General features: G+C 46.0%; 13 protein-coding genes. 11 read left to right on the top strand and 2 right to left on the bottom strand.

All coding sequences use genetic code 11. From position 1 onward, the window contains the following. Positions 1 to 37: 37 nt before the first annotated feature. Complete coding sequence (locus tag QME03_RS03220) at positions 38 to 1192, bottom strand: LacI family DNA-binding transcriptional regulator (protein WP_281723453.1); 1155 nt, start codon at positions 1190 to 1192, stop codon at positions 38 to 40. Positions 1193 to 2038: 846 nt separating this feature from the next. On the opposite strand from QME03_RS03220, the gene QME03_RS03215 reads away from it, so the two are divergent. From QME03_RS03215 to QME03_RS03165, 11 genes are all read left to right on the top strand, one after another. After that, a complete protein-coding gene (locus tag QME03_RS03215; RefSeq protein ID WP_281723452.1) occupies positions 2039 to 5059 on the top strand; it encodes a SusC/RagA family TonB-linked outer membrane protein in 3021 nt (1006 codons plus the stop codon). Between the two features lie 22 nt (positions 5060 to 5081). Further along, positions 5082 to 6671 (top strand): RagB/SusD family nutrient uptake outer membrane protein, encoded by a 1590-nt coding sequence (locus tag QME03_RS03210; RefSeq protein WP_281723451.1) that lies wholly within the window; start codon positions 5082 to 5084, stop codon positions 6669 to 6671. Positions 6672 to 6690: 19 nt separating this feature from the next. Continuing rightward, positions 6691 to 7839, top strand: a complete 1149-nt coding sequence (locus QME03_RS03205) for a SusF/SusE family carbohydrate-binding protein (protein ID WP_281723450.1) — start codon at positions 6691 to 6693, stop codon at positions 7837 to 7839. Between the two features lie 1333 nt (positions 7840 to 9172). Next, a complete protein-coding gene (locus QME03_RS03200) occupies positions 9173 to 9739 on the top strand; it encodes a LemA family protein (protein WP_025815751.1) in 567 nt (188 codons plus the stop codon). A gap of 21 nt (positions 9740 to 9760) precedes the next feature. Then, positions 9761 to 10771, top strand: coding sequence for a M48 family metallopeptidase (locus QME03_RS03195; protein WP_281723449.1), 1011 nt, complete (start codon positions 9761 to 9763; stop codon positions 10769 to 10771). Positions 10772 to 11236: 465 nt separating this feature from the next. Beyond that, positions 11237 to 12022, top strand: coding sequence for a glucosamine-6-phosphate deaminase (gene nagB, locus QME03_RS03190; protein WP_281723448.1), 786 nt, complete (start codon positions 11237 to 11239; stop codon positions 12020 to 12022). A gap of 3 nt (positions 12023 to 12025) precedes the next feature. Then, entirely contained in the window at positions 12026 to 14023 is a 1998-nt protein-coding gene (locus QME03_RS03185) for a glucosamine-6-phosphate deaminase (RefSeq protein WP_281723447.1), read from the top strand. 298 nt (positions 14024 to 14321) lie between these two features. Next, positions 14322 to 15416, top strand: coding sequence for a phosphotransferase enzyme family protein (locus QME03_RS03180; RefSeq protein ID WP_281723446.1), 1095 nt, complete (start codon positions 14322 to 14324; stop codon positions 15414 to 15416). 87 nt (positions 15417 to 15503) lie between these two features. Next, complete coding sequence (locus QME03_RS03175) at positions 15504 to 16160, top strand: carbohydrate-binding family 9-like protein (RefSeq protein ID WP_281723445.1); 657 nt, start codon at positions 15504 to 15506, stop codon at positions 16158 to 16160. 26 nt (positions 16161 to 16186) lie between these two features. Beyond that, entirely contained in the window at positions 16187 to 18889 is a 2703-nt protein-coding gene (locus tag QME03_RS03170; protein WP_281723444.1) for a 3'-5' exonuclease, read from the top strand. 62 nt (positions 18890 to 18951) lie between these two features. After that, positions 18952 to 21084: a M6 family metalloprotease domain-containing protein gene (locus QME03_RS03165; RefSeq protein ID WP_281723443.1), complete on the top strand. Its 2133-nt coding sequence runs from the start codon at positions 18952 to 18954 to the stop codon at positions 21082 to 21084. Between the two features lie 1270 nt (positions 21085 to 22354). Here QME03_RS03165 and QME03_RS03160 read toward each other — a convergent pair. Beyond that, complete coding sequence (locus QME03_RS03160) at positions 22355 to 24841, bottom strand: glycoside hydrolase family 95 protein (protein ID WP_281723442.1); 2487 nt, start codon at positions 24839 to 24841, stop codon at positions 22355 to 22357. Positions 24842 to 24845: the final 4 nt, after the last annotated feature.

The following is a 24845-nucleotide window of genomic DNA, read 5'->3' as shown; positions in this document are numbered from 1 at the left end:
TTGTGGCCCCGCGTAGTGGTGGCATAGGCAGTATGGTTTATGCCGTTTGTTGCGAGGAAGAAGGATTAGCCTGAACCTTTTCGGCAGCACTTTTACTACCATGATGTTGTGCGTCGGCCTCTTTAGGTAGTCTTCTTTCCATCTGTTCAGTAATCGAAGTAGATACAGGTCGTGTGGATTGTCTCACCACGAGTCGTGTTCTTACCACGCGTCTTTCAATTTTTCCTTTTTCGATTACGCCCTCAACATGTCTTATAAGTATTTCAGCAGCCGCTTCCCCCACTTTAAACCCATGTTGGTCTACAGTAGTTAGGGTGGGGTCGCAGGCCACAGCGCGTTGTCCATTGGTAAAGCCACACACGCTAATGTCTTCAGGAATGTTGAAGCCTTGTCGCTTGGCTGAATAGAGAATGCCGATGGCTGTATCGTCGTTCACTGCAAAGAAGGCATCGGGGCGGTCGTCTCTGTTCAGCACGTCGGGTGTTATGCGTTCGGCATCAGCCCGGTTATCGCATTGAAACACCAATGAGGGGTCTACTTTGATGCCGTGTTTAAGCAGAGCATCGCAGTATCCGTTATATCTATTTTTTGATATTTCGAGTTTCATCGACGAGTTAAAGTAGGCCACTCGTTTGCATCCTGTTTCAAGAAGATGGCTAACTGCAGCATAAGCACCAGCATAATCGTCTACAACCACTCGGCTAGCGTTCACGCCAGTGCATATTCTGTCGTAGAAAACTAGTGGCACACCTCTGTCTATTAGGCGTTGAAAGTGTGCGTATTGTGCCGTGTCTTTCGCTTGCGACACGATGATGCCGCACACTTTATTTTCGAAGAACGATTTGCAAATGCCCACTTCTCGTTCGTGTCGCTCGTTACTATGGGCCACCATGATGCGGTAGCCTTGTCGTTCTGCTGCTTCTTCGATGCCTGCGAGCACCGATGAAAAGTAATAATGCGTAAGCTCGGGAACGATAACTCCAATGACTTTCATTGGTCGCACCTTGCTGTTACGTAAGCTCTCTGCGATGAGGTTTGGTGTAAAGTTGTGTTCGGCAGCGTAGGCTTGAATGCGTTCGCGTTGTTGGCGACTGATGCGCGGACTATTTTTTAGTGCTCGCGACACCGTTGCAACCGAGACATTCAACTCCTTAGCAATATCCTTCATCGTGATAGATGATATTTCTCCCATAATTCTTAATTCTCTTTTGCCGCTAAAAAGCGCATATAGTTGTTGTCTCTGAAGTCCGTCAGTGATGGTCTTATGTTGAGGTAGACATTGCAAAGATATTAATTAATTCTGTATTTCCTTACTTTTATGTGTAATAATTCGCGGTTTTGTTAGTTTTTTGGCAAAAAGTTAACGAGGTTGTAGTTGGCATGTTTTCGTGAAGAGAAGTGGATGCGTATTTAACCATAAAGGTAACGGGTGGGGATGGTTAACGAAATGGTTAGAAGAAAGGTTAAAGCAGTGGCGAATATTGGTGTTTCATGCTTTTATAATCACGTACTTATGTGTTTTTTAATAATAACTTGCGCAAACGTTTGCGCAAAGACAAGGTTGCTTTTAACTATTAATAAAGTAAAAGCTAATATAAAGAAAGCTACTTTTGCATAACTAACTGAGGCCCGTAGATCTACTTGGGCCAAGTAAACCTAGATTAGACGAGATACAATAACATTTTTGAGGCAGTTCTGAAATCATTCTTAAAGAACTTTTATGCCATTTTTCGGTGCATTGAGCATCTTTGCATAAAGGATGTTGCAAATATTGCGCCCAAATAGTGGCTAAAAAGCACTGGATGACTACGCGACGACAACGCAGACCAACCCAAACAAATGGCCAAAGATGATGGTGCGATAAACCAAGAACTTGCTTTGAAACAACGACTTATAGTAATGGTCGGGCTAACATCGAAAGGGCATAGTCTCCTCACATAGGGGAAATGCGGCTCATTATGCGCGCGCGTACATTATATAGGTAGAGCAGACAACTTTAATTTAAACAATGCATAACTTAAACATTTAAAAACAGAGAATGATGAAGCAGCTAATTAATGCGATGCCTCAAAGGATTGCCATGCTCATGTGTGCGCTTATCCTCTCCGTGGGTGTCTTTGCCCAGCAAATTGTGGTAAAGGGACACGTGAAGGATGGTACTGGTGAACCCATCACTGGTGCTACTGTGCGTGTGGCTGGACAAGAAGGCGGTGTGGTTACTGATATTGACGGTAACTTCAGCATCAGCGCTAACACCGGCGCTGAGATAACAGTTTCGTACATTGGATATGCCGACACCAAGGCTACTGCTAGTGCCAACATGGTTATTGTCTTGAAAGACGATGCAGCCAAGTCGTTAAACGAAGTAGTGGTGATTGGTTATGGTGTAGTGAAAAAAAGCGACCTTACGGGTTCGGTCTCGGCTTTAAAACCCGATTCTAAGAACAAAGGTCTCGTGGTTAACCCCCAAGACATGCTTTCGGGCAAGGTTGCTGGCGTGAATATCACAACGGATGGTGGTGCTCCTGGCGCTGGTTCTACCATTCGTATACGTGGTGGCTCGTCGCTAAATGCCTCAAACAATCCGCTTATCGTTATCGATGGTGTGGCCATGGACCACAATGGCGTGCAGGGTTTGTCTAACCCTTTGTCGATGATTAACCCTCAAGACATCGAGTCGTTCAACGTTTTGAAAGATGCTTCGGCCGCTGCTATCTATGGCTCGAGGGGTTCTAATGGTGTTATTATCATTACAACGAAGAAGGGACGTAAAGGGATGGCACCACAAATTAGCTACAATGGTAGTGTTACGGCTAGCGTAAAGAGTGGGTCTCTTAAGCTGATGAATGGCGACGAATATCGCGAATTTATCACCAATAAGTACGGAGCTGGCAGTGATGCTGCTAAGGCTCTGGGCACAGCTAATACCGATTGGCAGAGCGAAATCTATCGCACAGCCCTCAGTCACGACCACAATGTGGCGGTGCAAGGTGCTTTTAAAAATTTGCCTTATCGTGTGTCGGTGGGTTATACTGGCCAGCAAGGTATCCTTAAAACTTCGGATTTCAAGCGCGTTACTGCTGCTGTGAACCTCAATCCCTCGCTCTTGAACGACCACCTTACGCTCAATCTCAACGCTAAGGGTATGTTTGCCGAAACCAATTATCCTAACTATGCTGCTATTGGCGATGCTTTCCGCTTCGACCCTACGCAAAGTATTTACGATAAAACCATTGCCGACGCTAATAATTTTGCTGGTTATTTCCAATGGCGCTCTAATGGTGCGTTCTTAAAAGACCCCAATTACCCCTTCTCACACAACAACAAGGCGCCTTCTAACCCTGTTGCTGCACTCGACCTTTATTACGAAAGGGCTTATAGTCGCTCGTTTGTGGGTAGTGCCGACATTGATTACAAGGTTCATGGATTTGAAGATTTGCGCCTGCACCTCACACTGGGTGCCGATATTTCTGAAGGAACACAGAACAAGCGTGTGCCTGCCACTGCTCCAGCAGCATTCTATTATGGTAGCTATGGCGCGGCTAACAAGCTGAAGAGAAACCTCTCGCTCAGCATGTATGCGCAATATTTTAAAGACTTTAACGAGAAACATCACTTTGATGTAATGGGTGGTTACGAGTGGCAACACTACTGGCGTGACGAAAACAAGGACTACAGGGGATTTTATCCCATCACTAATACAACTGCAAAAAGAGGTATGGAAACCGAGCATACGCCTTTTCATTCGCGCACCGAAAACTATTTGGTGTCGTTCTTTGGTCGTGCCAACTACTCGTTCCTCAATCGTTACTTCTTGACTGCAACGGTTCGCGACGACGGCTCTTCGCGTTTTAAAAAACATTGGGCTTGGTTCCCCTCGTTTGCTTTTGCATGGAAAGCTAAGGAAGAAAACTTCTTGAAAGACGTTAATGCCCTCTCCGATCTTAAACTTCGATTGGGTTGGGGTAAAACTGGCCAACAAGATGAAATTGGCGACTATAATTATTTCGCCATCTACAATATTAATACGGGTACGCAATCTTTTTATCCCATCTTGGAAAATGGTAGATTGAACATGCCTCAAGCTTACGACCCACTGCTTATGTGGGAAACAACCACCACCTTTAACGTGGGTATTGACTGGGGTGTTCTTAACCAAAGACTTAGCGGAAGCATCGATTGGTACTATCGCAACACTACCGACTTGATTAACAATGCCGATGCTGCAGCGGGTACCAACTTCAGCAACCGCGTGAATACCAACATTGGTTCGCTGCGCAACACTGGTGTTGAGGCCACATTGAGCTGGAAAGCCATACAGTCTAAAGATTGGTATTGGACGCTCGACTATAACGTAACCTACAACCAAAACCGCATTACCGATCTGGTGGGCGCAAACTCTAAACCCATCGAAACGGGTAACTCGGTGCACGGTGGCACGGGTACAAAGGTGAAGGCCTATGCTGTGGGGCAGTCTGCTTCTGCTTTCTATGTGTACCAACAGGCTTACGACGCAAACGGTAAAGCCATCGAAGGCGCTATTGTAGACCGCAATGAAGACGGAATTATTAACAATGACGACCGCTATTTCTACAAACAGTCTGCTGCACCCGTAACAATGGGGCTGGCTTCGCGTCTCGAATATAAAAAATGGGACTTTGGTATATCGTTCCGTGCTAACATTGGCAACTACGTTTACAATGATGTGGAAGCCAGCCGCAGCAATATGAACGAGCTTTGGAATAGCGGTTATCTTGAGCAACGACCCAAATCTACCATCGACCTTAATTGGCAAACCAACAAATGGGTGCAAAGCGACTACTTTGTGCGCAATGCTTCGTTCCTAAAGTGCGACAACATCACCTTGGGTTACAGCTTCGAACGCGTTCTTAAAACGGGTTCTTGGCACGGACTTAGTGGCCGTCTCTACGCCACGGCCTCTAATGTGTTCACCATTTCCAAGTATAAGGGACTCGACCCAGAGGTGTTTAATGGTATTGATTACGACCTTTACCCACGACCCACTTCGTTTATCTTGGGCTTGAGCTTGAATTTCTAACAATCAACTAAGAGAATTTACAATGAAACGATATATCAAACATATCCTTCCTGCAGCCGCAATGCTGCTCTCGGTGGGACTTTCTTCGTGCATAGGCGACCTAGATGTTACACCCATCGACCCCAATAAGCGAACCGAACTCGACCCCGTGGCATTGTTTAATCAATGTTATGCCAACTTGGCTATCGAGGGCTTGGATGGTCCTGGCTCTTCTATTGTAAGCGCAGAAGACAACGGAACAACAGGACTTCTACGCCAATTGTTCAATTCTAACGAGCTTACCACCGACGAAGCCATTTGCCGATGGGGCGACCCTGGCGTGGCAACGATGAACACCAACGAGCAAGGATCCAGCAATGCCTTCCTTGCATTGCTCTATAACCGTCTTTATTTGGGTATTTCGGTGTGCAATCACTATCTCGATGTGGCCTCGGGTGTTGATGCAACACGTACGGCCGAGGTGCGTTTTATTCGCGCTTTGCAATTTTATTTGGCTATGGATGCCTTCGGAAACATTGGTTTGCCCCTGACCGTTAGCACCGAAAAACCTGTGCAACACACACGAAAAGAAGTTTACGAATGGCTAGAAAAAGAACTCCTCGAGGTGGAAACTCTCTTAGCCGAACCCAAGGCAAAGAAGTCTACCGATGCTGGATACGGCCGTGCAGATAAGGCCGCAGCATGGATGTTGCTTACGCGTTTATATCTCAATGCCGAGGTTTACACGGGTACTGCTCAATGGGCAAAAGCTGCCGAGTATGCACAAAAGGTGATAAACTCTGATTATAAACTCTTTACTGCTGGCACAGCCAACTACTCGGCCTATCAAATGCTCTTTATGGGCGATAATGGTGAGAGCGGTGCTTCGGTAGAAGCGGTTCTGCCTTTGCTACAACAGGGCGACCGCACTGCAGCTTATGCTAACACAACTTTCCTTATTGCCTCTACATATAATACCGATATGCCCGACAATGGTATAAGTGGTACGTGGGCAGGTAACCGTGCACGCAAAGACTTGGTTAAGAAATTCTTTACCGGTACGCCACCAACTGGCAACACGGCCACCATCTTGGCTGCTGCTAACGACGACCGCGCGTTGTTCTATGCCGTAAACCGTACGCTCGAAATTCCCACTGCCAACGACATAACCGCTTTTGAAAAAGGATACTCGGTTGTGAAATTCACTGGTATTAAGAGCGATGGCTCTGCTGTAACCAATACGGGTTTTGCCGATACAGATTTCTTCTTCTTCCGTGTGGCCGAGTCTTATTTGGCTTATGCAGAAGCAACGGCGCGACTCAATGGAGGCAATGCCACCGCTCAAGGCATTGCTTATCTTAACCAATTGCGCCAACGTGCACATGCTGCTACACGTACTAGCTTCTCGCTAAACGATATCTTGGACGAGCGTAGCCGCGAATTTTATTTCGAAGCACAACGCCGCACCGACCTTATTCGTTACGGATATTATGGTGGAAACAATAGTTATAATTGGACATGGAAAGGCGGAGCAGCCAACGGTCGCAGCTTTGATAGCTACCGCAACCTCTTCCCCTTGCCCTCGTCCGACCTCTCTGTAAACAAAAACCTTAAGCAAAATCCTGGTTATTAACTCACTTATCATGATAGAAATGAAGAAAATCATAAAATCATCTGTGATGCTCTTTGCTGGCATCTGTGCCTTGGTGGCCTGTTCGGATGATAGGGACGACAACCCCACAATCAAACAGCCCGACACGTTTAGCATGCAAACGCCGTCGTTTGGTGGCTCGCAACTAAACTTAAAGGATACGACCAATCTCGCTTTTACATGGGATAAGCCCGATTTTGGCTATCGTGCCAAGGTGGACTACACCATCGAGGTGTCGCATACGGGTAATTTCACCACCTCGTATGCTGATGAAGATGCAGGCACTGTGGCTGCTGGCTCGGCCGACTATAAGGAGATTCAAACTGTTTACGTAACTAATGCGGCGCAGCTTACCAATTTCGACTTGGCCCTGGCTCTGCAACAAGTGGCGCATTGGAAAGAATCTACCATCCCTACCACGGCTCAGGCTGTGTATATGCGTGTTAAGGCTGTGTTGCCTGGTATTGATACGGTGTATTCTAACACCATCCAGTTCGCGGCCATACCTACTTATGTAAAGGTGGCTCCTAAAATTAATAGCTGCTATCTCACTGGTAGTGGTTATGGATGGAGTAAATGGAAGAGCCTAACACCTGTTCATGGCACCGTTGAACTGGGTGCTACGGGTACGCCTACGTTCTGGGCTGTGATTTATTTCGCTGCTGACGAACAGTTTAAGTGTGCACCACAAGCAGCCTGGGGCAACGACTTCGGTTACGCTGGCACCACCATCACCGACAATGCAGGGGCTAATGTCTCCGATGAAGGTGGCAATATCAAGGTGGGAACGGCAGGATGGTATGTGCTAGTGGTAAGCAACGATGGCGAAAAACGCACGATTAGCTTCGAACAACCTAAGGTTTACCTGCAAGGTCCTACCATTGGCAACTGGGATTGCAAACCCGAAAATCTCTTTACTGTGCCCACTACGGCCACGGGCAACTTTGTTTCGCCGGCCTTTGTGGCCAGCGACGTTGTTCGCATGTGTGTGAAGCTTAATGGCTTCGACTGGTGGCGAACAGAGTTTGTGGTGGATGCCAATGGTGCTATCTCTTATCGTGGCAACGGCGTAGAACAAAAGCCTGTGGCTGTTACAGCTGGTAAGCGCTGCTATCTTAACTTCTCTACAGGTAAGGGCGAATATAAATAACAAGGCGTTTCGGCTTTTTTCGAACTGCCTTTAACATCATAACAAGGTCATATCGGTGGCTCTTTCTAGGGTGCCGATATGGCCTTGTTGCATTATGTGTATAGCATGGGAGTGTGTAAAACTAGTTTGTGGGGTATTGCGCGCTGCTGAGGGGTGGGCAACCACAAACAAAAGGATTGCAACGAGGCGTGTTGTTGCTCAATTTGAAATGTAAAATATTTATACTAGATTTTAACATTGTGGCTGCGTTATTTCCGAACGAAGTGGCGTTGAGTTCAAAATACGGGCGTATTTTTTAAGTTTAACAGCTCTTTTGAGTGCATGTTTTGCGCAATATGCAGCAAAATGCAACGCTATCTCCTACAAAACGCAATGCTATTTCGTACAAAACGCAGTGTAAAGTGGTGCAAAACGCAAGGCTAAATGCTACTAATAGCCGAAAGAGAGACGTAAAGTGGCTGTTTTTAGCTGTGACTTATCAAGAAAAAGGGTGAATATGACGAAATGGAAGTGAGTTAATGGTCTAAAAATGGCTTTAAGAAGAAGACGATTTTACACTCTTCGAACCATTCTAGAAATGCTAAATGCTATGGATTTGCATTTTTTGGCCTGCCAAGTGAACAAATAAATAACAAAAAATGCGGTGGTAAACGCGAAAAACATGCCTCTATAACATGTTTGTTTCTCTAGAATGATGAATTTTAAAGCAGTGATTTGTAAAATAAAAGCACTAAATTAACATTTAAGAACATAGCAATAAGACTCATTGTGTTAATGATTTTGTCAAATATTAGTGCATAACCTACTAATAATTAAGGTAAATAGGTCTTGTTTATGTAGCTGATTTTATGCTGAATAGCATTGTTTTGACAAAGAAGTAACAGAACAAAAGATATTTAACTAAAATATTTAATTTTCTTTTAGAAACATTTGCAGAGTATTTAATTAATGTGTATCTTTGTCGGCGTTTAATGAATACGACCGATTTCCAAAACATTTGAAACTAAGACAAAGAAAATCTGCTTCATAGAAAACTGAAATGCCTTGTAAAGGGGAGCAATGTGAATTGCTCCCTTTTTCGTTAATACGTGAGTATTCCTTAATAGATTGCGTAATTTCAACCATTTGTTTTGTGTTGTCTTGTTTTTGCGTTATCTTTGCATAATGCAATGTGTGCGTTTGCTTAGCGCTCGTGCTTTAAAGTGCCGTTTGGTGCAAGGCAAAGTTGGTGTAAGGCTGTGCAAGTTGCAGAGAGTGAATTTATATTTGGGCGCGTGGCATAGGCAATAATGCTAGCAAGCTATAGCGCTTTAACACTAAAATTAATAATCCAATGAGTGTAACAACAATCGTTATTATTGTGGTGGCCGTGCTGTTGGTTCTCTGGGGCGTGGCATTGTATAATAATCTGGTGAAGCTGCGCAACAATCGCGAGAACGCTTTTGCCAACATCGACGTGCAGTTAAAAATGCGTCACGACCTTGTTCCGCAACTAGTGGGTGCGGTGAAGGGATATGCCGACCACGAAAAGAATGTGTTTCAGCGTGTAACCGAAGCGCGTGCTGCTGCTATGGGAGCCACTTCGATTAATGATAAAATTGAAGCCGAAAACATGCTTACCAGTGCCTTGTCGGGCCTAAAAGTGTCGTTAGAGGCTTATCCCGAACTTAAAGCCAACGAAAACTTCTTGCATTTGCAACAAGAACTGGCCGACTTGGAGAACAAGCTGGCTGCCGTTCGTCGCTTCTTTAATTCGGCAACGCGCGAGCTTAACAATGCCGTGCAAACCTTCCCTTCGGTGATTTTTGCCAAGATGTTCGGTTTCCAAAAAGAGCCAATGTTTGAAATTCCCAACGACCAACGTGCCGAAATAGAACGTGCACCAGAGGTTAAGTTCTAATTTTGTTATCTCTGCGTACACATGAAGTATGTAGGAATGCAAACACAGATAAGCCGCAACAACATGCTCAGCGTGTTGTTGCTGCTGCTTTTCCCTACCATCATACTGGGCATGACGTGGGTTTGCTTGGCTGTGATAAACTATTTCGGCAACGGCTATTATGATGCAGCTGGCGAAGTGCATCATCAGCTCGATGTAAACACCGTTAATTATTACTTTCTCGATGTGCTTCCGTGGGTTGTTGGCATTGTGGCGATATGGTTTGTTATAGCTTATTTTGCCAATGCAAGCATGGTGCAGTTTGCTGTTCGCTCGCGTCCGCTAAGTAGAAAAGAAAATCCAAGGGTGTATAACATCGTGGAAAACCTATGTATGGCCTGCAATATGGACATGCCAGCCATATATGTGGTAGACGACGACCAGCTGAACGCTTTCGCTAGTGGTATAAACAAGCGCACCTATGCCGTTACGGTTACCACGGGAATGCTGAATTTGCTCACCGACGACGAACTGGCAGGGGTGTTGGCACACGAGTTAACCCACATTCGCAATCGCGATACCCGCCTGCTTATCACCAGTATTGTGTTCGTGGGCATTGTTAGCACGGTGATGATGGTGGCTGCTCGCACACTTTACAATATTATTTGGATGGGCGGAATGCAGTCGCGTCGCAGCGAGAAAGATAAAGGTGGTGGCGCGGCGGCCATGTATCTTGTGCTCATTGCTGTGGTGGTGTGCGCTGCTGTGGCCTATTTCTTCACCCTGCTTACACGGTTTGCCATCTCGCGAAAACGCGAATACATGGCCGATGCTGGTGGAGCAGAGTTGTGTGGCAACCCCTTGGCGCTGGCTTCGGCATTAAGAAAAATATCTGGCAACCCTGGTTTAGACCATGTAAACCGCGAGGATGTGGCGCAACTGTTTATTGTTCATCCTGATGAGATGGACCTTGGCGTGCTTTCGTTTGTAGAAGGCTTGTTTAGCACGCACCCCGACACCGAGAAACGCATTGCTATTCTTGAGCAATTTTAGATTGCTGGCGATGCATCCTGAAGGTGTAACACTGCGCGACTGTCGTAAATAGAAGCCTAAAGACGGTGCTATCGGCGCATATCTATAAGGTGGCGCACCGCATCGTGTGTGTGCATTTGGTATCAAAGTCAAAACTTGTGGCGCGTTAATGCAGGAGGGTTAAGTCGCAACCCCTTTCTCTGGCGCATCGTTTTCATCTGTTAGCGAACCTGTTTGCCATGTGGCAGCACGTTCGAGGCAATGAAAGCGATGCGCCATTTGCTTTTGTTAGCGCATAAGTTGAAGGCAGACCAGCAGGTAGAGACAGAGCCTTCGAAGGCAAGAAGTTATCATATAGCCATATACCTAGAAAAGATGAAAAACACAAGATACTTGTATTTTCTCTCAATTTAGTTGCTTTTATTAGGCTTATTTTGTGTATATTTGCAGCTCATAATCTTTTAAACAAACATTTATTTAAAAGCCATGCGATTAGTAATAAAGGCAGATTATGACGGACTGTCCAATTGGGCAGCTGAACACGTCATTGAAAGTATTAAAAAGGCAGCACCAACAAAGGAGCGTCCGTTCGTGTTAGGGTTGCCTACTGGTGGCACTCCCATTGGCATGTACCAAGCTTTGGTAAAGGCATGCAAAGAGGGTAGGGTGTCGTTTAAGAACGTTGTAACGTTCAATATGGACGAATATGTGGGTTTACCCGTTGAACATCCCGAAAGCTACCACTCGTTTATGTACTGCAATTTGTTCGACCATATCGATTGTCCCAAGGAGAATGTGCACATCCTTAATGGTAATGCAGAAGACTGGGAGGCCGAATGTCGCCAATACGAAGAGGCTATTAAGGCCGCAGGAGGCATCGACTTGTTTATCGGTGGCGTAGGTGTAGACGGCCATTTGGCCTTCAACGAACCCGGTTCGTCGCTCACTTCACGCACAAGACGTATGCCATTAACCCACGATACGCGTGTGGTTAACTCGCGTTTCTTTGATAACGACTTCGAAAAAGTTCCTCGTTTCTCACTCACTGTAGGTGTTGGCACTGTGATGGATGCTCGCCAAGTGATGGTACTCATCAATGGACATGGCAAGGCAGGCGCATTGCGCGACGCCGTTGAAGGCCCCGTTACGCAGATGAGAACCGTTAGCGCGCTGCAAATGCACGAAGATGCTATCATCGTTTGTGATGAAGCAGCCACCGACGAACTGAAAGTTGGCACGTACAAATATTTTAAAGACATTGAAAGGGCTTAAGAAATGAGACTTAATCTAAGCTCGGAGATTGTGCTAAACAAAATCCCCGAAGAATATTACAACCCTAAAACCGCCGTCGAACGCTCTGAAATAACACGCTGCGAGAAAATACATACCGACATCTTCCCAAAGATTGAAGAGGGTGCTACCTATATCGCACGAGCCATCGAGGCCGAAATTAAGTTTAAAAACGACCAAGGCAAACTTTGTGTTTTGGGTTTAGGAACGGGCAATTCGCTTACGCCTGTGTACGAAGAACTCATTAGACTTCATAAGGAAAACGGCTTGAGCTTTGCTCGTGTGGCTGTTTTCAATGCCTATGAGTATTTCCCACTCAACGAAGGAAACCCACATAGCAGCATTAGTCAGCTGCGCGAACGTTTCCTCGACCATGTGAACATCGCCCCCGAAAACGTGTTTACGCTGGATGGAACCGTTCCTCAAGAGATGGTTAACAGCAGTTGCAAGCAATACGAGCAACGCATTGTAGACATGGGCGGTATCGATGTGATGCTGCTGGGTATTGGCCGAATGGGTAATATCGCCACCAACGAGCCAGGAAGTGTGCTTACTTCGGGTTCGCGCTTGATACTTATCGATGCCGTTTCGCGCGAAGAGATGACGCTCAGCTTTGGTTCTAAAGAGGCTGTTCCACCGTGTTCAATCACCATGGGCATAGCCACCATCCTCAGCGCACGCAAAATTTTCCTCACCGCTTGGGGCGAAGATAAGGCCGATATCATTCAGCGTGCTGTGGAAGAGAAGGTTACCGACGTGCTTCCCGCTTCGTTCTTGCAAACCCATAAGGATGCAAATGTGGTTATCGACCTGCCTGCTGCATCGCGTCTCACGCGCATTGTTCATCCCTGGTTGGTTACTTCTTGCCAGTGGACAGATAAGCTTGTGCGGTCGGCTTTGGTGTGGTTGTGCCAGCTAACTGGTAAACCTATCCTTAAGCTTACCAACAAAGACTATAACGAAAATGGCCTAAGCGAACTCTTAGCGCTTTATGGTTCGGCTTATAATGCCAATATTAAGATTTTCAACGACCTGCAACACACCATCACAGGATGGCCTGGTGGCAAGCCTAATGCCGATGATACCTATCGTCCTGAACGTGCAACACCCTATCCTAAGCGTGTGATTATCTTCTCGCCTCACCCCGACGACGATGTTATCTCTATGGGTGGAACGCTTCGCAGATTGGTTGAACAGGGTCATGAGGTGCATGTGGCTTACCAAACGTCGGGTAACATCGCTGTTGGCGACGAAGAAGTGATTCGCTTTATGCACTTCATCAATGGCTTTAATCAAATTTTCGGTGGCGACTCAGACACGGTTATCAAGGAGAAGTACAAAGAAATAAAGGCCTTCCTCAAAGAGAAGAAAGACAGTATTGGCGATACGCGCGACATTCTTACCATTAAAGGTCTTATCCGTCGTGGTGAAGCGCGCACCGCTTCTACGTATAACGATATCCCCTTACAGCGTGTTCACTTCCTCGATTTGCCTTTCTACGAGTCGGGTAAGATTGAAAAACTGCCCATGGGCGAGGCCGATGTGAAGGTGGTTCGCGAGTTTATCCACGGCATTCAGCCACACCAGATATACGTTGCAGGCGACTTGGCCGACCCACATGGCACACACAAGAAGTGTACCGACGCCGTTTTCGCCGCCATCGACGAAGAATTGAAGGCTGGAGAAAAGTGGCTTGACGACTGTCGCGTGTGGATGTACCGTGGCGCATGGGCCGAATGGGAAATCGAAAACATCGAAATGTGCGTGCCTATGAGTCCTGAAGAGTTGCGCGCTAAACGCAATTCTATCCTCAAACACCAATCGCAAATGGAGAGCGCACCATTCCTTGGCAACGACGAACGTTTGTTCTGGCAACGCTCGGAAGACCGTAATCGCGGTACTGCTGAACTCTATGACAAACTGGGATTGGCTTGCTACGAGGCTATGGAAGCCTTTGTAGAATATAAGTTCAAGGAGATATAAATGAAGAAGGGTGGTTAATGAGTTGGTGAGTTGACGAGTTAATGAATTGATGAGTTAATAAGTTGACGAATGAATGAATTTATCTGTTAACGAGTTGACGCGTTAATAAGACGATAAGTTAACGACTTTACAGGCTATAACCATTATACAGCAAGTTAACCACTTGTTCTTATCACATAGACAATACCATTTCAATCCCCATTGGACTTGTTCTGCCTGTGCGTTTGCCTCGTGCAGCGCCTTGAAGGATAAACCCAATGGGGATTTTTGCCTAATCTAAACGATCATTATTATCAACATGGAAGAAAAGAATTTGCTCCAACTCGTGTCGCATTTTGATGTGCAGGGCACGGTGAAGAGCGTGAAACCACTGGGAAACGGACTAATCAACGACACTTATAAGGTGGCGATGAACGAAGAAGATGCACCCGCTTATGTGCTGCAACGCATCAACAATGCCATATTTAAGGATGTGGAATTGTTGCAAAGTAACATCGAAGCTGTTACGGCTCATCTAAGAAAAAAACTGGAAGAGAAGCAGGTTGCCGACATCGATCGTCGCGTTCTACACTTTATTAAGGCCGAAACGGGTAAGACTTATTGGCGCGAAGCCGATGATACTTATTGGAGAATGATGCGCTTTATTCCCAACGCCTTTACCTACGAAACGGTGAACGAGAAGTATTCGCATGCTGCTGGCTTGGCCTTTGGTGAGTTTGAAGCCGCCCTTGTTGACCTACCTCAACAACTGGGAGAAACAATTCCCGATTTCCATAACATGGAATTGCGCGCCCGACAGCTGAAAGAGGCTGTGCAAAACAATCCTGTTAAACGCTTGTCGGTGGTTGAAAGCATGGTTGAAGAGCTTAACCGCAACATGGAAGAGATGTGCAAAGCCGAACAACTTCACCGCGAAGGCAAGCTGCCTAAACGCATATGTCACTGCGACACCAAGGTTAACAACATGATGTTTGATGCCGATGGCAACATTCTTTGCGTTATCGACCTCGATACAGTGATGCCAAGTTATGTGTTCTCAGACTATGGTGACTTCCTTAGAACGGGCGCAAACTTCACTGCTGAAGACGATCCCAACCTTGCAAACGTGGGCTTTAACATGGATATCTTTAAGGCTTTCACCAAAGGTTACCTCACTTCGGCTGGCGCTTTCCTTACACCCATCGAGCGCGAACACTTGCCTTTTGCTGCTAAATTGTTCCCCTTTATGCAGTGTGTGCGCTTCCTCACCGATTATATCAATGGTGATGTGTACTACAAGATTAAGTATCCAGAACACAATCTCGACCGTGCCAAGAACCAATTGGCACTCTTCAACAGTGTTTGTTCGCACGAAGAGGAGATGAAAAACTTCATCGCCGAGAACAGTAAATAAATAAGGAACAGCCTGGCAGGGGCGCAACGCTATGTTTGCGCCCTTGTCTGGCTGTGCCTTCCATACCATAACCCCCCATTTCAAAGCATGAATAAGTACATTGTTTCGCCCCTTTCTTTGGCTCAAGTAAAAGCTCAAGACGTGCCCTCGCTACTCGATGAGGCTGGTATTGGCTTCGAATCCATAGACAATGTTAACTGGGCTGAGACCTTTCCTTACAAGCCTAGCGTGGCTTTTCGTATGGCCTACGCAGGCGATAACATATTGCTCAACTGCCAAGTAACCGAAGATAGCGTGCGCGCGGTGGCTCCTTCAGACAACGGACGCGTGTGGGAAGACTCCTGTTGCGAGTTCTTTGTTAGTCCGGTAAACGATGGAACGTATTATAATATTGAGTGCAATTGCGCTGGAACGCTCCTTGTTGGCTTCGGTTCAGGACGCGAAGGGCGCGAACATTTGCCCGAAAACGCACTGCAACAGGTAGACCGTTGGTCATCGTTGGGTCGTTTACCGTTCGACGAAAGGGTAGGCCAATGCCAATGGCAGATGGCTTTGGTTATCCCCACTTCATTGTTTATGCACCATCCAGGATTGCAATTGCAGGATGCAAACATGCGCGCCAACTTCTATAAGTGTGGGGATAAAACGCAGAAACCGCACTTCCTGTCTTGGAATCGCATCGCTTTGCCTAAGCCCGACTTCCATTGTCCGGCTTTCTTTGGCGAAATTTCATTCTCGCGTTAACGTCTTCTATCGTCCTTTTCACGATTATGTCTAATACCATAGATGCGTGGCAGCCCGACGAAAGTCAGCAACGGGTAATCAATCTGCAGCAGGGCGTGCACCTTGTGCTTGCTCCTCCTGGTTGTGGAAAAACACAAATACTCTCCGAACGCGTGCGCTTGGCACGCAACAACGGTGTGAATTGTGCCGATATGCTGTGTCTTACCTTCACCAATAGGGCCGCCCGCGGGATGATGGAGCGCATAAAGGCCAATATTGACGACGATTCGGCCAGTGAAGTGTTCGTAGGAAACGTGCATAGGTTTTGTTCGCGCTTTCTCTACGACAACGGATTGATTGCTGCCGAGACCTCTGTTATCGATGATGATGATGCCTTAAGCATCCTTGCACGATACACCGAGGAAGACGAAATGAAGGTGGCCGAGAGCTTCAAACGACGTCGCGACTACTTCGACATTATCTTCTTGTCGCATCTCATGCACCAAATTGCACATGCACATCCTAAAAATCTTCGCCTACATGCCGATTGCCTTTCGGCCGAAGATGTGAAAGCTATGCGCAATTTGTGCGAACTAGCCCGAACAGACTTTACTCCGCAGAGCATCACCGATATCTATCTGCACGCCTCCACCTACGAGTCTATGGTGCAAGGCGCGCAGATGGATTATGCTTCTTTGTGCTTGGTGATGGCGCTTTTGCGCAAAATGAAACTCGCCAAGCAATACGAAGACTACAAAAGAGAAAACAAACTGATTGATTTTGAAGACCTCTTGCTGCTTTCTTACGATGCATTGACCAATGATAACGAGGCTGTGCATCGCCGATATTCGTGGCTGCAGGTAGACGAAGTGCAAGACCTTAACCCCCTACAACTGGCTATTGTAGACGCACTAACAGACACAAACAACCCCACAGTGATGTTCTTGGGCGACGAACAGCAGGCCATCTTCTCATTCATGGGCGCAAAACTCGACACGCTGAACACGCTGCGACAACGCTGTGGACACAATGTACACCACTTGGCCATCAATCATCGCTCGCCCAAATATTTGCTCAACGTGTTTAACACCTATGCTACAGCCATGCTCAATATCGACCCGCATTTGCTTCCCAAAGCCAATAACGCCGACCAAGGCCAAGGAAACGAACTGCAAGTGGTGAGTAGCAATGTGCTCGATACCGAATATAAAGACGTGGCACAGCTGGCGGGAAACCTGCAAAAACAAAATCCTAACGACACAACGGCTATCATTGTGAATGCCAATCGCGATGCCGACGACCTTAGTTGCGCACTTAATTCTCTTGGATTAAGTCATTTTAAAGTGTCTGGACAAGACCTCTTTGCCACGCCCGAGGTTAAATTGCTCTTCGCACATCTCAACATCTTAGCCAACCCGCACAACTTTATTGCATGGGCACGACTGCTTAAGGGCCTGCGTGTTTTCGAGGGAAATGCATCGGCTCGCAACTTTGTACAGGCTCTTTTGCGCTGTGCCATGTTGCCCACCGACCTACTTTCGCCCCAAACGCCCACCTATGTGGAGGGCTTTGCACAATGTTTCGACAACGAAGAGATTGTTGTTTTCGACACCGAAACCACAGGGCTTAATGTCTTTGAAGACGATATCGTGCAGATTGCTGCCCTAAAAATGAGGGCTGGACGTGTGGTTGAAGGCTCAGCTTTCAATGTTTTTATCCAAACACAACGCCCCGTGCCCGCCATGCTTGGCGATATTCCCAACCCCATTGTTGCCCAATTGCAGTGTAACCCCTGCTTACCGCCTGCACAAGCCTTGCAAAACTTTATGCAATATGTGGGTAATAGCATGCTGCTAGGGCATAATGCCGACTTTGATTATAACATTTTGCGCTTCAATTTGCAGCGCTATTGCCCTGAAGTGAACCTGCTTGAGGCGCATCCCACTTATTTTGATTCACTAAAACTGATACGCTTGTTGCAACCGGGACTTAAGCAATATAAGCTTAAGGCTCTGCTTGAGGTGCTGCATTTGGAAGGAACCAACTCGCATTTGGCCGACGAAGACGTGATGGCCACAGTGAGCCTGGTGAACTATTGTAGACAACAAGCTGCACAGATAATACCTGCACAACAGCAATTTCTCGCACGTCAGCGCGTTCAAAACTGTGCTGCTACGTTGCGACAGCGTTATTCCAAACTATTTAATAAACATCATGCACAACTCTACTCCTTACACACTCACCCCCAAATGCCCGCCATGATGCTGGTGATTGACGAGTTTTACAATTTCCTTGTGGCCGACAGCTACATCCTCCCTGTGCCCAACATTGCCTATGTTAATGCCTATTTGCAAGGTAATATGTTACAGGGCTGCGAGGCACAAGCATTGATTCAGCAGTTACAAGCGCATATTATGGAACTCAACACCCTGAAAGAGGCCGACCTTTGTGGTAGCGACTTCATTGACGAACGCATCTATGTAACCACCATTCACAAAGCAAAGGGACTGGAGTTCGACAATGTACTGATATTCGACGCCGTGGATGGGCGTTATCCCAATTACTACACTCGCACCGATGCACGACAAACAAACGAAGACGCACGCAAGTTTTATGTGGCCATGACACGTGCCAAACAACGCCTTTTTGTGACGTGGGCATTGTCGCGCGAGGGTTATAACGGCACTTCGCGCCCCTGCGAACTAACTCCTTTCATGCGCCCTGTGCTACATCTATTTAATGGGGGATAGGCCAATAGGGCCATTTTAGCGTTTTATTTAAACCAAACAATTATTTATAGTTTAACTTTTCTATGAGAATAAAATTTCTTATCCTTGCATTTCTAGCCACTTTTGTTGCTGCTTTGGCCATTCCCACCATGCCTGGAATATGGCGTATGGCTAAGCTTGCCAATGGAACACAAATCCGACTTGAACAAGTGGGCGACGAAAACCTGCACTATTGGCGTGATGCACGTGGTATTTGCTATAACGTTGACGATAATGGCGTGGCCACTCCTATTGCTAATATGCAGGCTGTGAGGGCGCATGCTGCCACACGTATGGCACAAAATAACGCCCGACGCGCTGCTGCTGCAACCCGAACTGTGGGCATATCGCATAAGCATGTGGGCAAACGCAAGGGGCTTATTGTGCTGGCCAACTTTACAGATGCCCATTTTCAGCCCGAACACACCAACGAACTGCTCACGAGAATGGCCAACGAGGTGGGGTTTACGTATAAAGACGGCCATAAAGGAAGTCTGCACGACTATTTTAAAGCCCAGAGTAATGGTCTCTTCGACCTTACTTTTGATGTGGTTGGACCTGTACAACTCAAGCATAATATGGCTTACTATGGCCGAGATACCCTCGACTGGAGAGGCTCGCGCACCGATATCAGGGCGGGAACAATGGTGGCCGAGGCCTGTAAAGCCGCTATCGGCAAAGTGAACTTTCGCGATTACGATTGGGATGGCGATGGTGCTGTAGACCAAGTGCTGGTTATTTTCGCTGGATATGGCCAAGCTTCGGGCGGAAACAGCAACACCATCTGGCCTCACGAGTGGGCTTTGCAATACTCTGACTATGGCAAATACCTACCTGTGGGCAACAATATGCGCATCAACACCTATGCATGTAGCAACGAGTTGAACTTTAATTCCACTAAGTTAGGCGGCTTTGGCACGGCTTGCCACGAGTTTACACACTGCCTTGGCCTGCCTGATATGTACGACACTTCAGATAAAGACGCCTTTGGTACGGGCTATTTCGACGTAATGAGCGTTGGAAGTTACAATAATCATGGCTATGTTCCTGCTGGTTACACCAGCTACGAAAAAATGTTTGTAGGCTGGTTAAAACCACACGAACTAACTCGCGACACTGTTATTACGGGCATGAAGCCCATGTGCGACCATGGAGATGCCTACCTCATACGCAACGATGCCAATGCCGACGAATATTATCTGCTTGAGAATAGACGCAAAAAAGGCTGGGATGCACACCTGCCTGGTGAGGGGCTTGTGGTGCTGCACGTTGATTTCGACCAAGAAACATGGCTCAGAAACGGTGTTAATGCCACACCTGGCCATAAGCGGTGCGCCATCGTTCCGGCCGACAACCGAGAGCGAAAGGTATGGAGTGCACAAGATAGCATTCCTTATCCGCAAGCTGGTAACGACAGTCTTACTGCCACTTCCTTGCCCGCTACCGAAGTGTTTACCTCGGGGGCGGACGAAACCTACCGCCTCAATAAGTCGGTATTAGGCATAAGGATTGACGCCAAAGGTGATGCTTCGTTTAGATTTCGTTTAGACGACCTCAGACCTAAGCATCTCAAAAGCGATACTTTGTTCTACGAATCGTTTAACAAGTGCGAGGGTAAGGGAGGAAACGATGGCCTCTGGGGAGGCTTTGCAACATATGGCGAGTTTAAACCCGATAATGATGGCTGGACCTTTTCGGTGCCTTCTGCCACCTCGGCCGGAAGACATTGCGCCGTTATTGGCACTGGTGAAAAGTATGGCGTGGTAGAAAACACGCCCGTATTCTACGTTGAGGATGGCTCCACCATTAGCTTTAAGGTTGCAGCATGGGGCAACGAGGATGGCGATTTTAAGGTAGAGAGTCTCAATCCCAAAGTGCAATTGTCGCAAAACACCTTTAAACTGCCTAAACGCAAATGGCAAACTTTTAAGCTTACGGTTAAGGGCGCGGGCTATATGCGGTTGACAATGCGCAATAGTCAGCGAAGATTTTTCCTCGACGAACTATTGGTTAAGCGCTCGGTTACCAATTCTATTTCCACCCTTCCCACTGCTTCGCCTGCAAGTTTGGGCAAAGATGGGCGTATTTACAGCCTTGATGGCGTGTATATGGGCACCAGTTTAGATGCCTTAGATAAAGGCGTTTACATCATTGATGGAAAGAAAGTTGTGAAGTAACATCTTCTTCTACATCGCATCCCCTTTGCTCTGCTGTGGGCAAAGGGGATGTTGATGTTTTTACCTTGCATTTGTTTTGGCTTGTTAGCGTTGCCGTTAATCCATGTGTTTGGTTGCTTCTTTTCTTGTATTCTCTTGACATTCAGTTGGTTAAGGCTGCACTAAAACCGCCATCTACTACATTAAACCCGAAATACTCCTGCACATCAGTAACTTAACGGCTGCACTAAAAACTGGTATCTCCTGCATCTTGGCTTGTACTTAGGTGTTTTTTCGCGCCGTATTTCCGTTTTTTTTCTTGCTTGCAGCTTCTTTGTTTTGTTAAATGTGGTATTATTATTTTATAAAACACGGTCTTCTTTCCTACCCATTCTAGAGAAAATACATGCTCAAAAGCAGTGTTTTAGGCCCAAAATTCAGCCTCTTGCTTTTTATTTTACATCGTATTTCAGTCTTCTTTCTACATTTTGCACCATTTTGCCTTTCTATTTTGGCGTAAGTTCGCAGTTTTTCACTGGCTCAAAAACAGCTTTTAGTAGGTAAAAACGCACATTTTTACCACCTTTTTATTCCCAATAGACCACCGTTTTTATCCCTTTTAGCCCCCTAAACCCACAAACAAATGTGTATCATTATGCATCTTGCCTTGCGTTTAGTAGCATTTCGCCTTGCGTTTAGCACCATTTTACCTTGCGTTTAGCACCATTTTACCCGGCGTTTTGCTGCATTTAGCCTTGCGTTTTGCTGCTAAACGGCGTGCTATTTGCAGCAAAACGCACGTTTTTGGGTGAAAAACGCCCACGTTTCTGTATATCTCACATTTATATTCAGTGCAAATGCAATTTTCAAACATTTACAAATCAACCTCTTTTTTACTCAAACAAACCCTCGCGAGAATTGAATATTTGCGAGCAACAAAGCTATTGGTGAATAAAAAAGCCTCTTTTTGTGTTAATTTTTAAACATAAAACTTTACATTTTACAGTGGCGATGTAGTCGCTTTGCTTCAATAAAGCAAAGACACAGCTTTATCCCCCATTAGTTGTTAGAGCCGTTTAGATTTTGTGTATTGTTAAGCACATCGCCAGTGTTGCTCTTTACGCCCTATTGCACACCTCACCCAAAGCATAACACAAGCACGATGCCTACAAACAAGCAAACGAAGCAGTAGGCGCAAAGGTCAAAAAGATGCCTTTGGGGATGTGGAAAAAAAACAAAGGAATCGGTAGTTGAACCAATTCCTTTGTCTTCGTTATATCAAAACCCCCAATTAATGGTTATTTAGAGCAAGCTTTCCGTTGAGATAGTTTAGTGTGTAAGTCTTTCCTTTGGCAGTTTTCAATACAAAAATATCATCTTTGTATCTTACTTCACAGTTACCACCATTCTTCGAACGAATGGTAACAGCAAATAGATTACCATTTTTCCAGCAGATATCTAATTCAAAGTTGCCCTTAGCACAAAGGCCTTTCACTTCTCCATCTTTCCATGCGTCTGGTAGTGCAGGGAGTAAGTGTATAAAGCCCATATGACTTTGCATCAGCATTTCGGTTACACCAGCAGTACCTCCAAAGTTTCCATCGATTTGAAAAGGTGGATGCGTGTCCCAAAGGTTGTCTAGCGTTCCATTTTTCAGCAAGTTTCCAAAGAGTTTATAAGCACGATTTCCATCATGAAGGCGCGCCCATTGGTTGAGTTTCCACCCCATACTCCATCCTGTAGCCCCATCACCACGATGATTTAGTACCACTTTAGACGCTTCTGCTAGCACCGGCGTCGTAATAGGCGAAATGGTATGTCCAGGATGTAAACCGAATAAATGGTTTACGTGTCGGTGATCGTCTTTGGGGTCATCAATATCCTTCGACCATTCCAGCAATTGCCCATAACGTCCCACCTTATATGGCGCGATATTTTTCAATACTTCTTCCCATTGTTTACGCTCCTTTTTATCTACGCCCAACACCTTTGAAGCATCTATTGCATCGGTTAGGATTTCACGAATTACTGCATGTACGAAGGTTGTACCCTCGTCAATAGGTCCATGTTCAGGCGAAGTAGAAGGAGCAGCAGTATAAATACCATTTGGCTTCTTCCATAGATAATCAGATGCAAAGATAGCACTGCTCTTGATAAGAGCGTATCCAACATCCTTTAAGAACTTCTTATCTCGAGTATAGTCGTAGTATTCCCATACATGCGTAGCAAGCCATGGCCCAGCCATAGGGTTGAAGTTCCACGACATGTCTTCGCTTTCAAAAGGAGCAGTAAACCCAAAGATGTTACCAGAGATAGAAGCAGTCCAACCTCTAGCGCCAAAATAAGCCTTTGCAGTCTTCTCGCCAGGTTTTACTAGCGTATGAATAAAATCTATCAGTGGGAGCGTGCATTCTGATAAGTTAGTAGAACTAGCTGGCCAATAATTCATCTGTATGTTGATATTATTATGATAGTCTACACGCCAGGGGCCGTCCACATTATTGTGCCACATCCCTTGCAAGTTAGCAGGCAGATTTCCTGGCCTTGAACTAGCAATTAGCAAATATCGTCCAAACTGATAGTAAAGTTCCTCTAGGTAAAAATCTTCCTTGCCATTGCGATAGTTTTTCAAGCGCTGTGGTGTTGAGATGTCGTTTGTGCTTTTCCCATCATTCAGCGTCAAGGAAACGCGTTTGAACAGCGACGCATAATCCTTATAGTGTGCCTCAAGTAAAGCATCATAACCTAGTGCGAGAGCATTTTTCATCCATGTGGAAGTTGTTTCAGAGGGATTAACACCTACGTATGTTTTTGGGTCTTTAAAATCTGGATTGAAGTTAACTTTATAATCCGTATCAGCTGTAATCAAGAAAACAACCTCATTGGCGCCTTTAATCGTGAATTTACCATTATCATTACTGATAGTGCCACCTTGATTTAAAGCCTTAATGCGGATTACATACTCCATTTGGTTGTTGTCGAGATGCGCCTTAAACACCAATCCATTGCTTCCGTCGGCTTCCATCTTACCCGTTGACACAGGGTTTGCTTCGTAGCTGAAAACCAAATTTTGCTTACCAGGTTGGTCGGCCTTAAACCGAACAACCATAACATTATTTGGATAGGAGATGAAATAGTTGCGTTGATATCTCACGCCATCTTTCTTAAACTGCACCATTGCCAACGCAGAATCCAAAGAAAGAGCACGTTTATACTCGGTCATACCGATAGAACTCAAGCCTGTCTCGATGTAAAATTCACCCATGGTGGTGAAATTTCCAAAGCGGAAAGGCTTTTCCTTCCACGATTCGTAAGGAACAGTACTATTAAAGTTTTTGCAAGTCAACAATGCAGCCTTCTTTTCGTCGCCCTCAAGGAAAGCCTTACGGATTTCATTTAAACAATGTGCCGACTGTTTGTTGACATTCCAATAGGCATCAGTGCCAGCTGACGTATTTGGACCACCACGCCATAGGGTTTTTTCATTGAATGTGATGCGTTCAGCTTCAATAGAACCCATAATATTTGCACCCAAACTGCCATTTCCAAGGGGTAGAGATTGAGATTCCCACTCAGCATCTGGATTTTGGGCAGTGTCTCCAGCAGATTCAGGTTTGTTCTCACCTTTCCACATTTCGGGGGCATGTCCCCACCAAATAGCTTTGTTTGCTAACGTAGTAGGTCTATCAAACCAAATGGTAAGCCCACCTTTAAAGTCTGTTGCGTTTGCAGCGTATGCAACGCTAAGCATGATTGCTAAATAATATAATCTTTTCATTACG

Origin of the sequence: Hoylesella shahii (assembly GCF_937990675.1) — a bacterium.
GTDB classification, from domain to species: Bacteria; Bacteroidota; Bacteroidia; order Bacteroidales; family Bacteroidaceae; genus Prevotella; species Prevotella shahii.
The sequence above is the reverse complement of the archived record's forward strand: the minus strand, read 5'-3'. Positions and strand labels throughout refer to the sequence as shown.

Coding starts and splice junctions, on each gene's coding strand:
- QME03_RS03220 (WP_281723453.1), bottom strand. CDS start 1,192: ATGGGAGAAATATCATCTATCACGATGAAGGATATTGCTAAGGAGTTG.
- QME03_RS03215 (WP_281723452.1), top strand. CDS start 2,039: ATGATGAAGCAGCTAATTAATGCGATGCCTCAAAGGATTGCCATGCTC.
- QME03_RS03210 (WP_281723451.1), top strand. CDS start 5,082: ATGAAACGATATATCAAACATATCCTTCCTGCAGCCGCAATGCTGCTC.
- QME03_RS03205 (WP_281723450.1), top strand. CDS start 6,691: ATGAAGAAAATCATAAAATCATCTGTGATGCTCTTTGCTGGCATCTGT.
- QME03_RS03200 (WP_025815751.1), top strand. CDS start 9,173: ATGAGTGTAACAACAATCGTTATTATTGTGGTGGCCGTGCTGTTGGTT.
- QME03_RS03195 (WP_281723449.1), top strand. CDS start 9,761: ATGAAGTATGTAGGAATGCAAACACAGATAAGCCGCAACAACATGCTC.
- nagB (WP_281723448.1), top strand. CDS start 11,237: ATGCGATTAGTAATAAAGGCAGATTATGACGGACTGTCCAATTGGGCA.
- QME03_RS03185 (WP_281723447.1), top strand. CDS start 12,026: ATGAGACTTAATCTAAGCTCGGAGATTGTGCTAAACAAAATCCCCGAA.
- QME03_RS03180 (WP_281723446.1), top strand. CDS start 14,322: ATGGAAGAAAAGAATTTGCTCCAACTCGTGTCGCATTTTGATGTGCAG.
- QME03_RS03175 (WP_281723445.1), top strand. CDS start 15,504: ATGAATAAGTACATTGTTTCGCCCCTTTCTTTGGCTCAAGTAAAAGCT.
- QME03_RS03170 (WP_281723444.1), top strand. CDS start 16,187: ATGTCTAATACCATAGATGCGTGGCAGCCCGACGAAAGTCAGCAACGG.
- QME03_RS03165 (WP_281723443.1), top strand. CDS start 18,952: ATGAGAATAAAATTTCTTATCCTTGCATTTCTAGCCACTTTTGTTGCT.
- QME03_RS03160 (WP_281723442.1), bottom strand. CDS start 24,841: ATGAAAAGATTATATTATTTAGCAATCATGCTTAGCGTTGCATACGCT.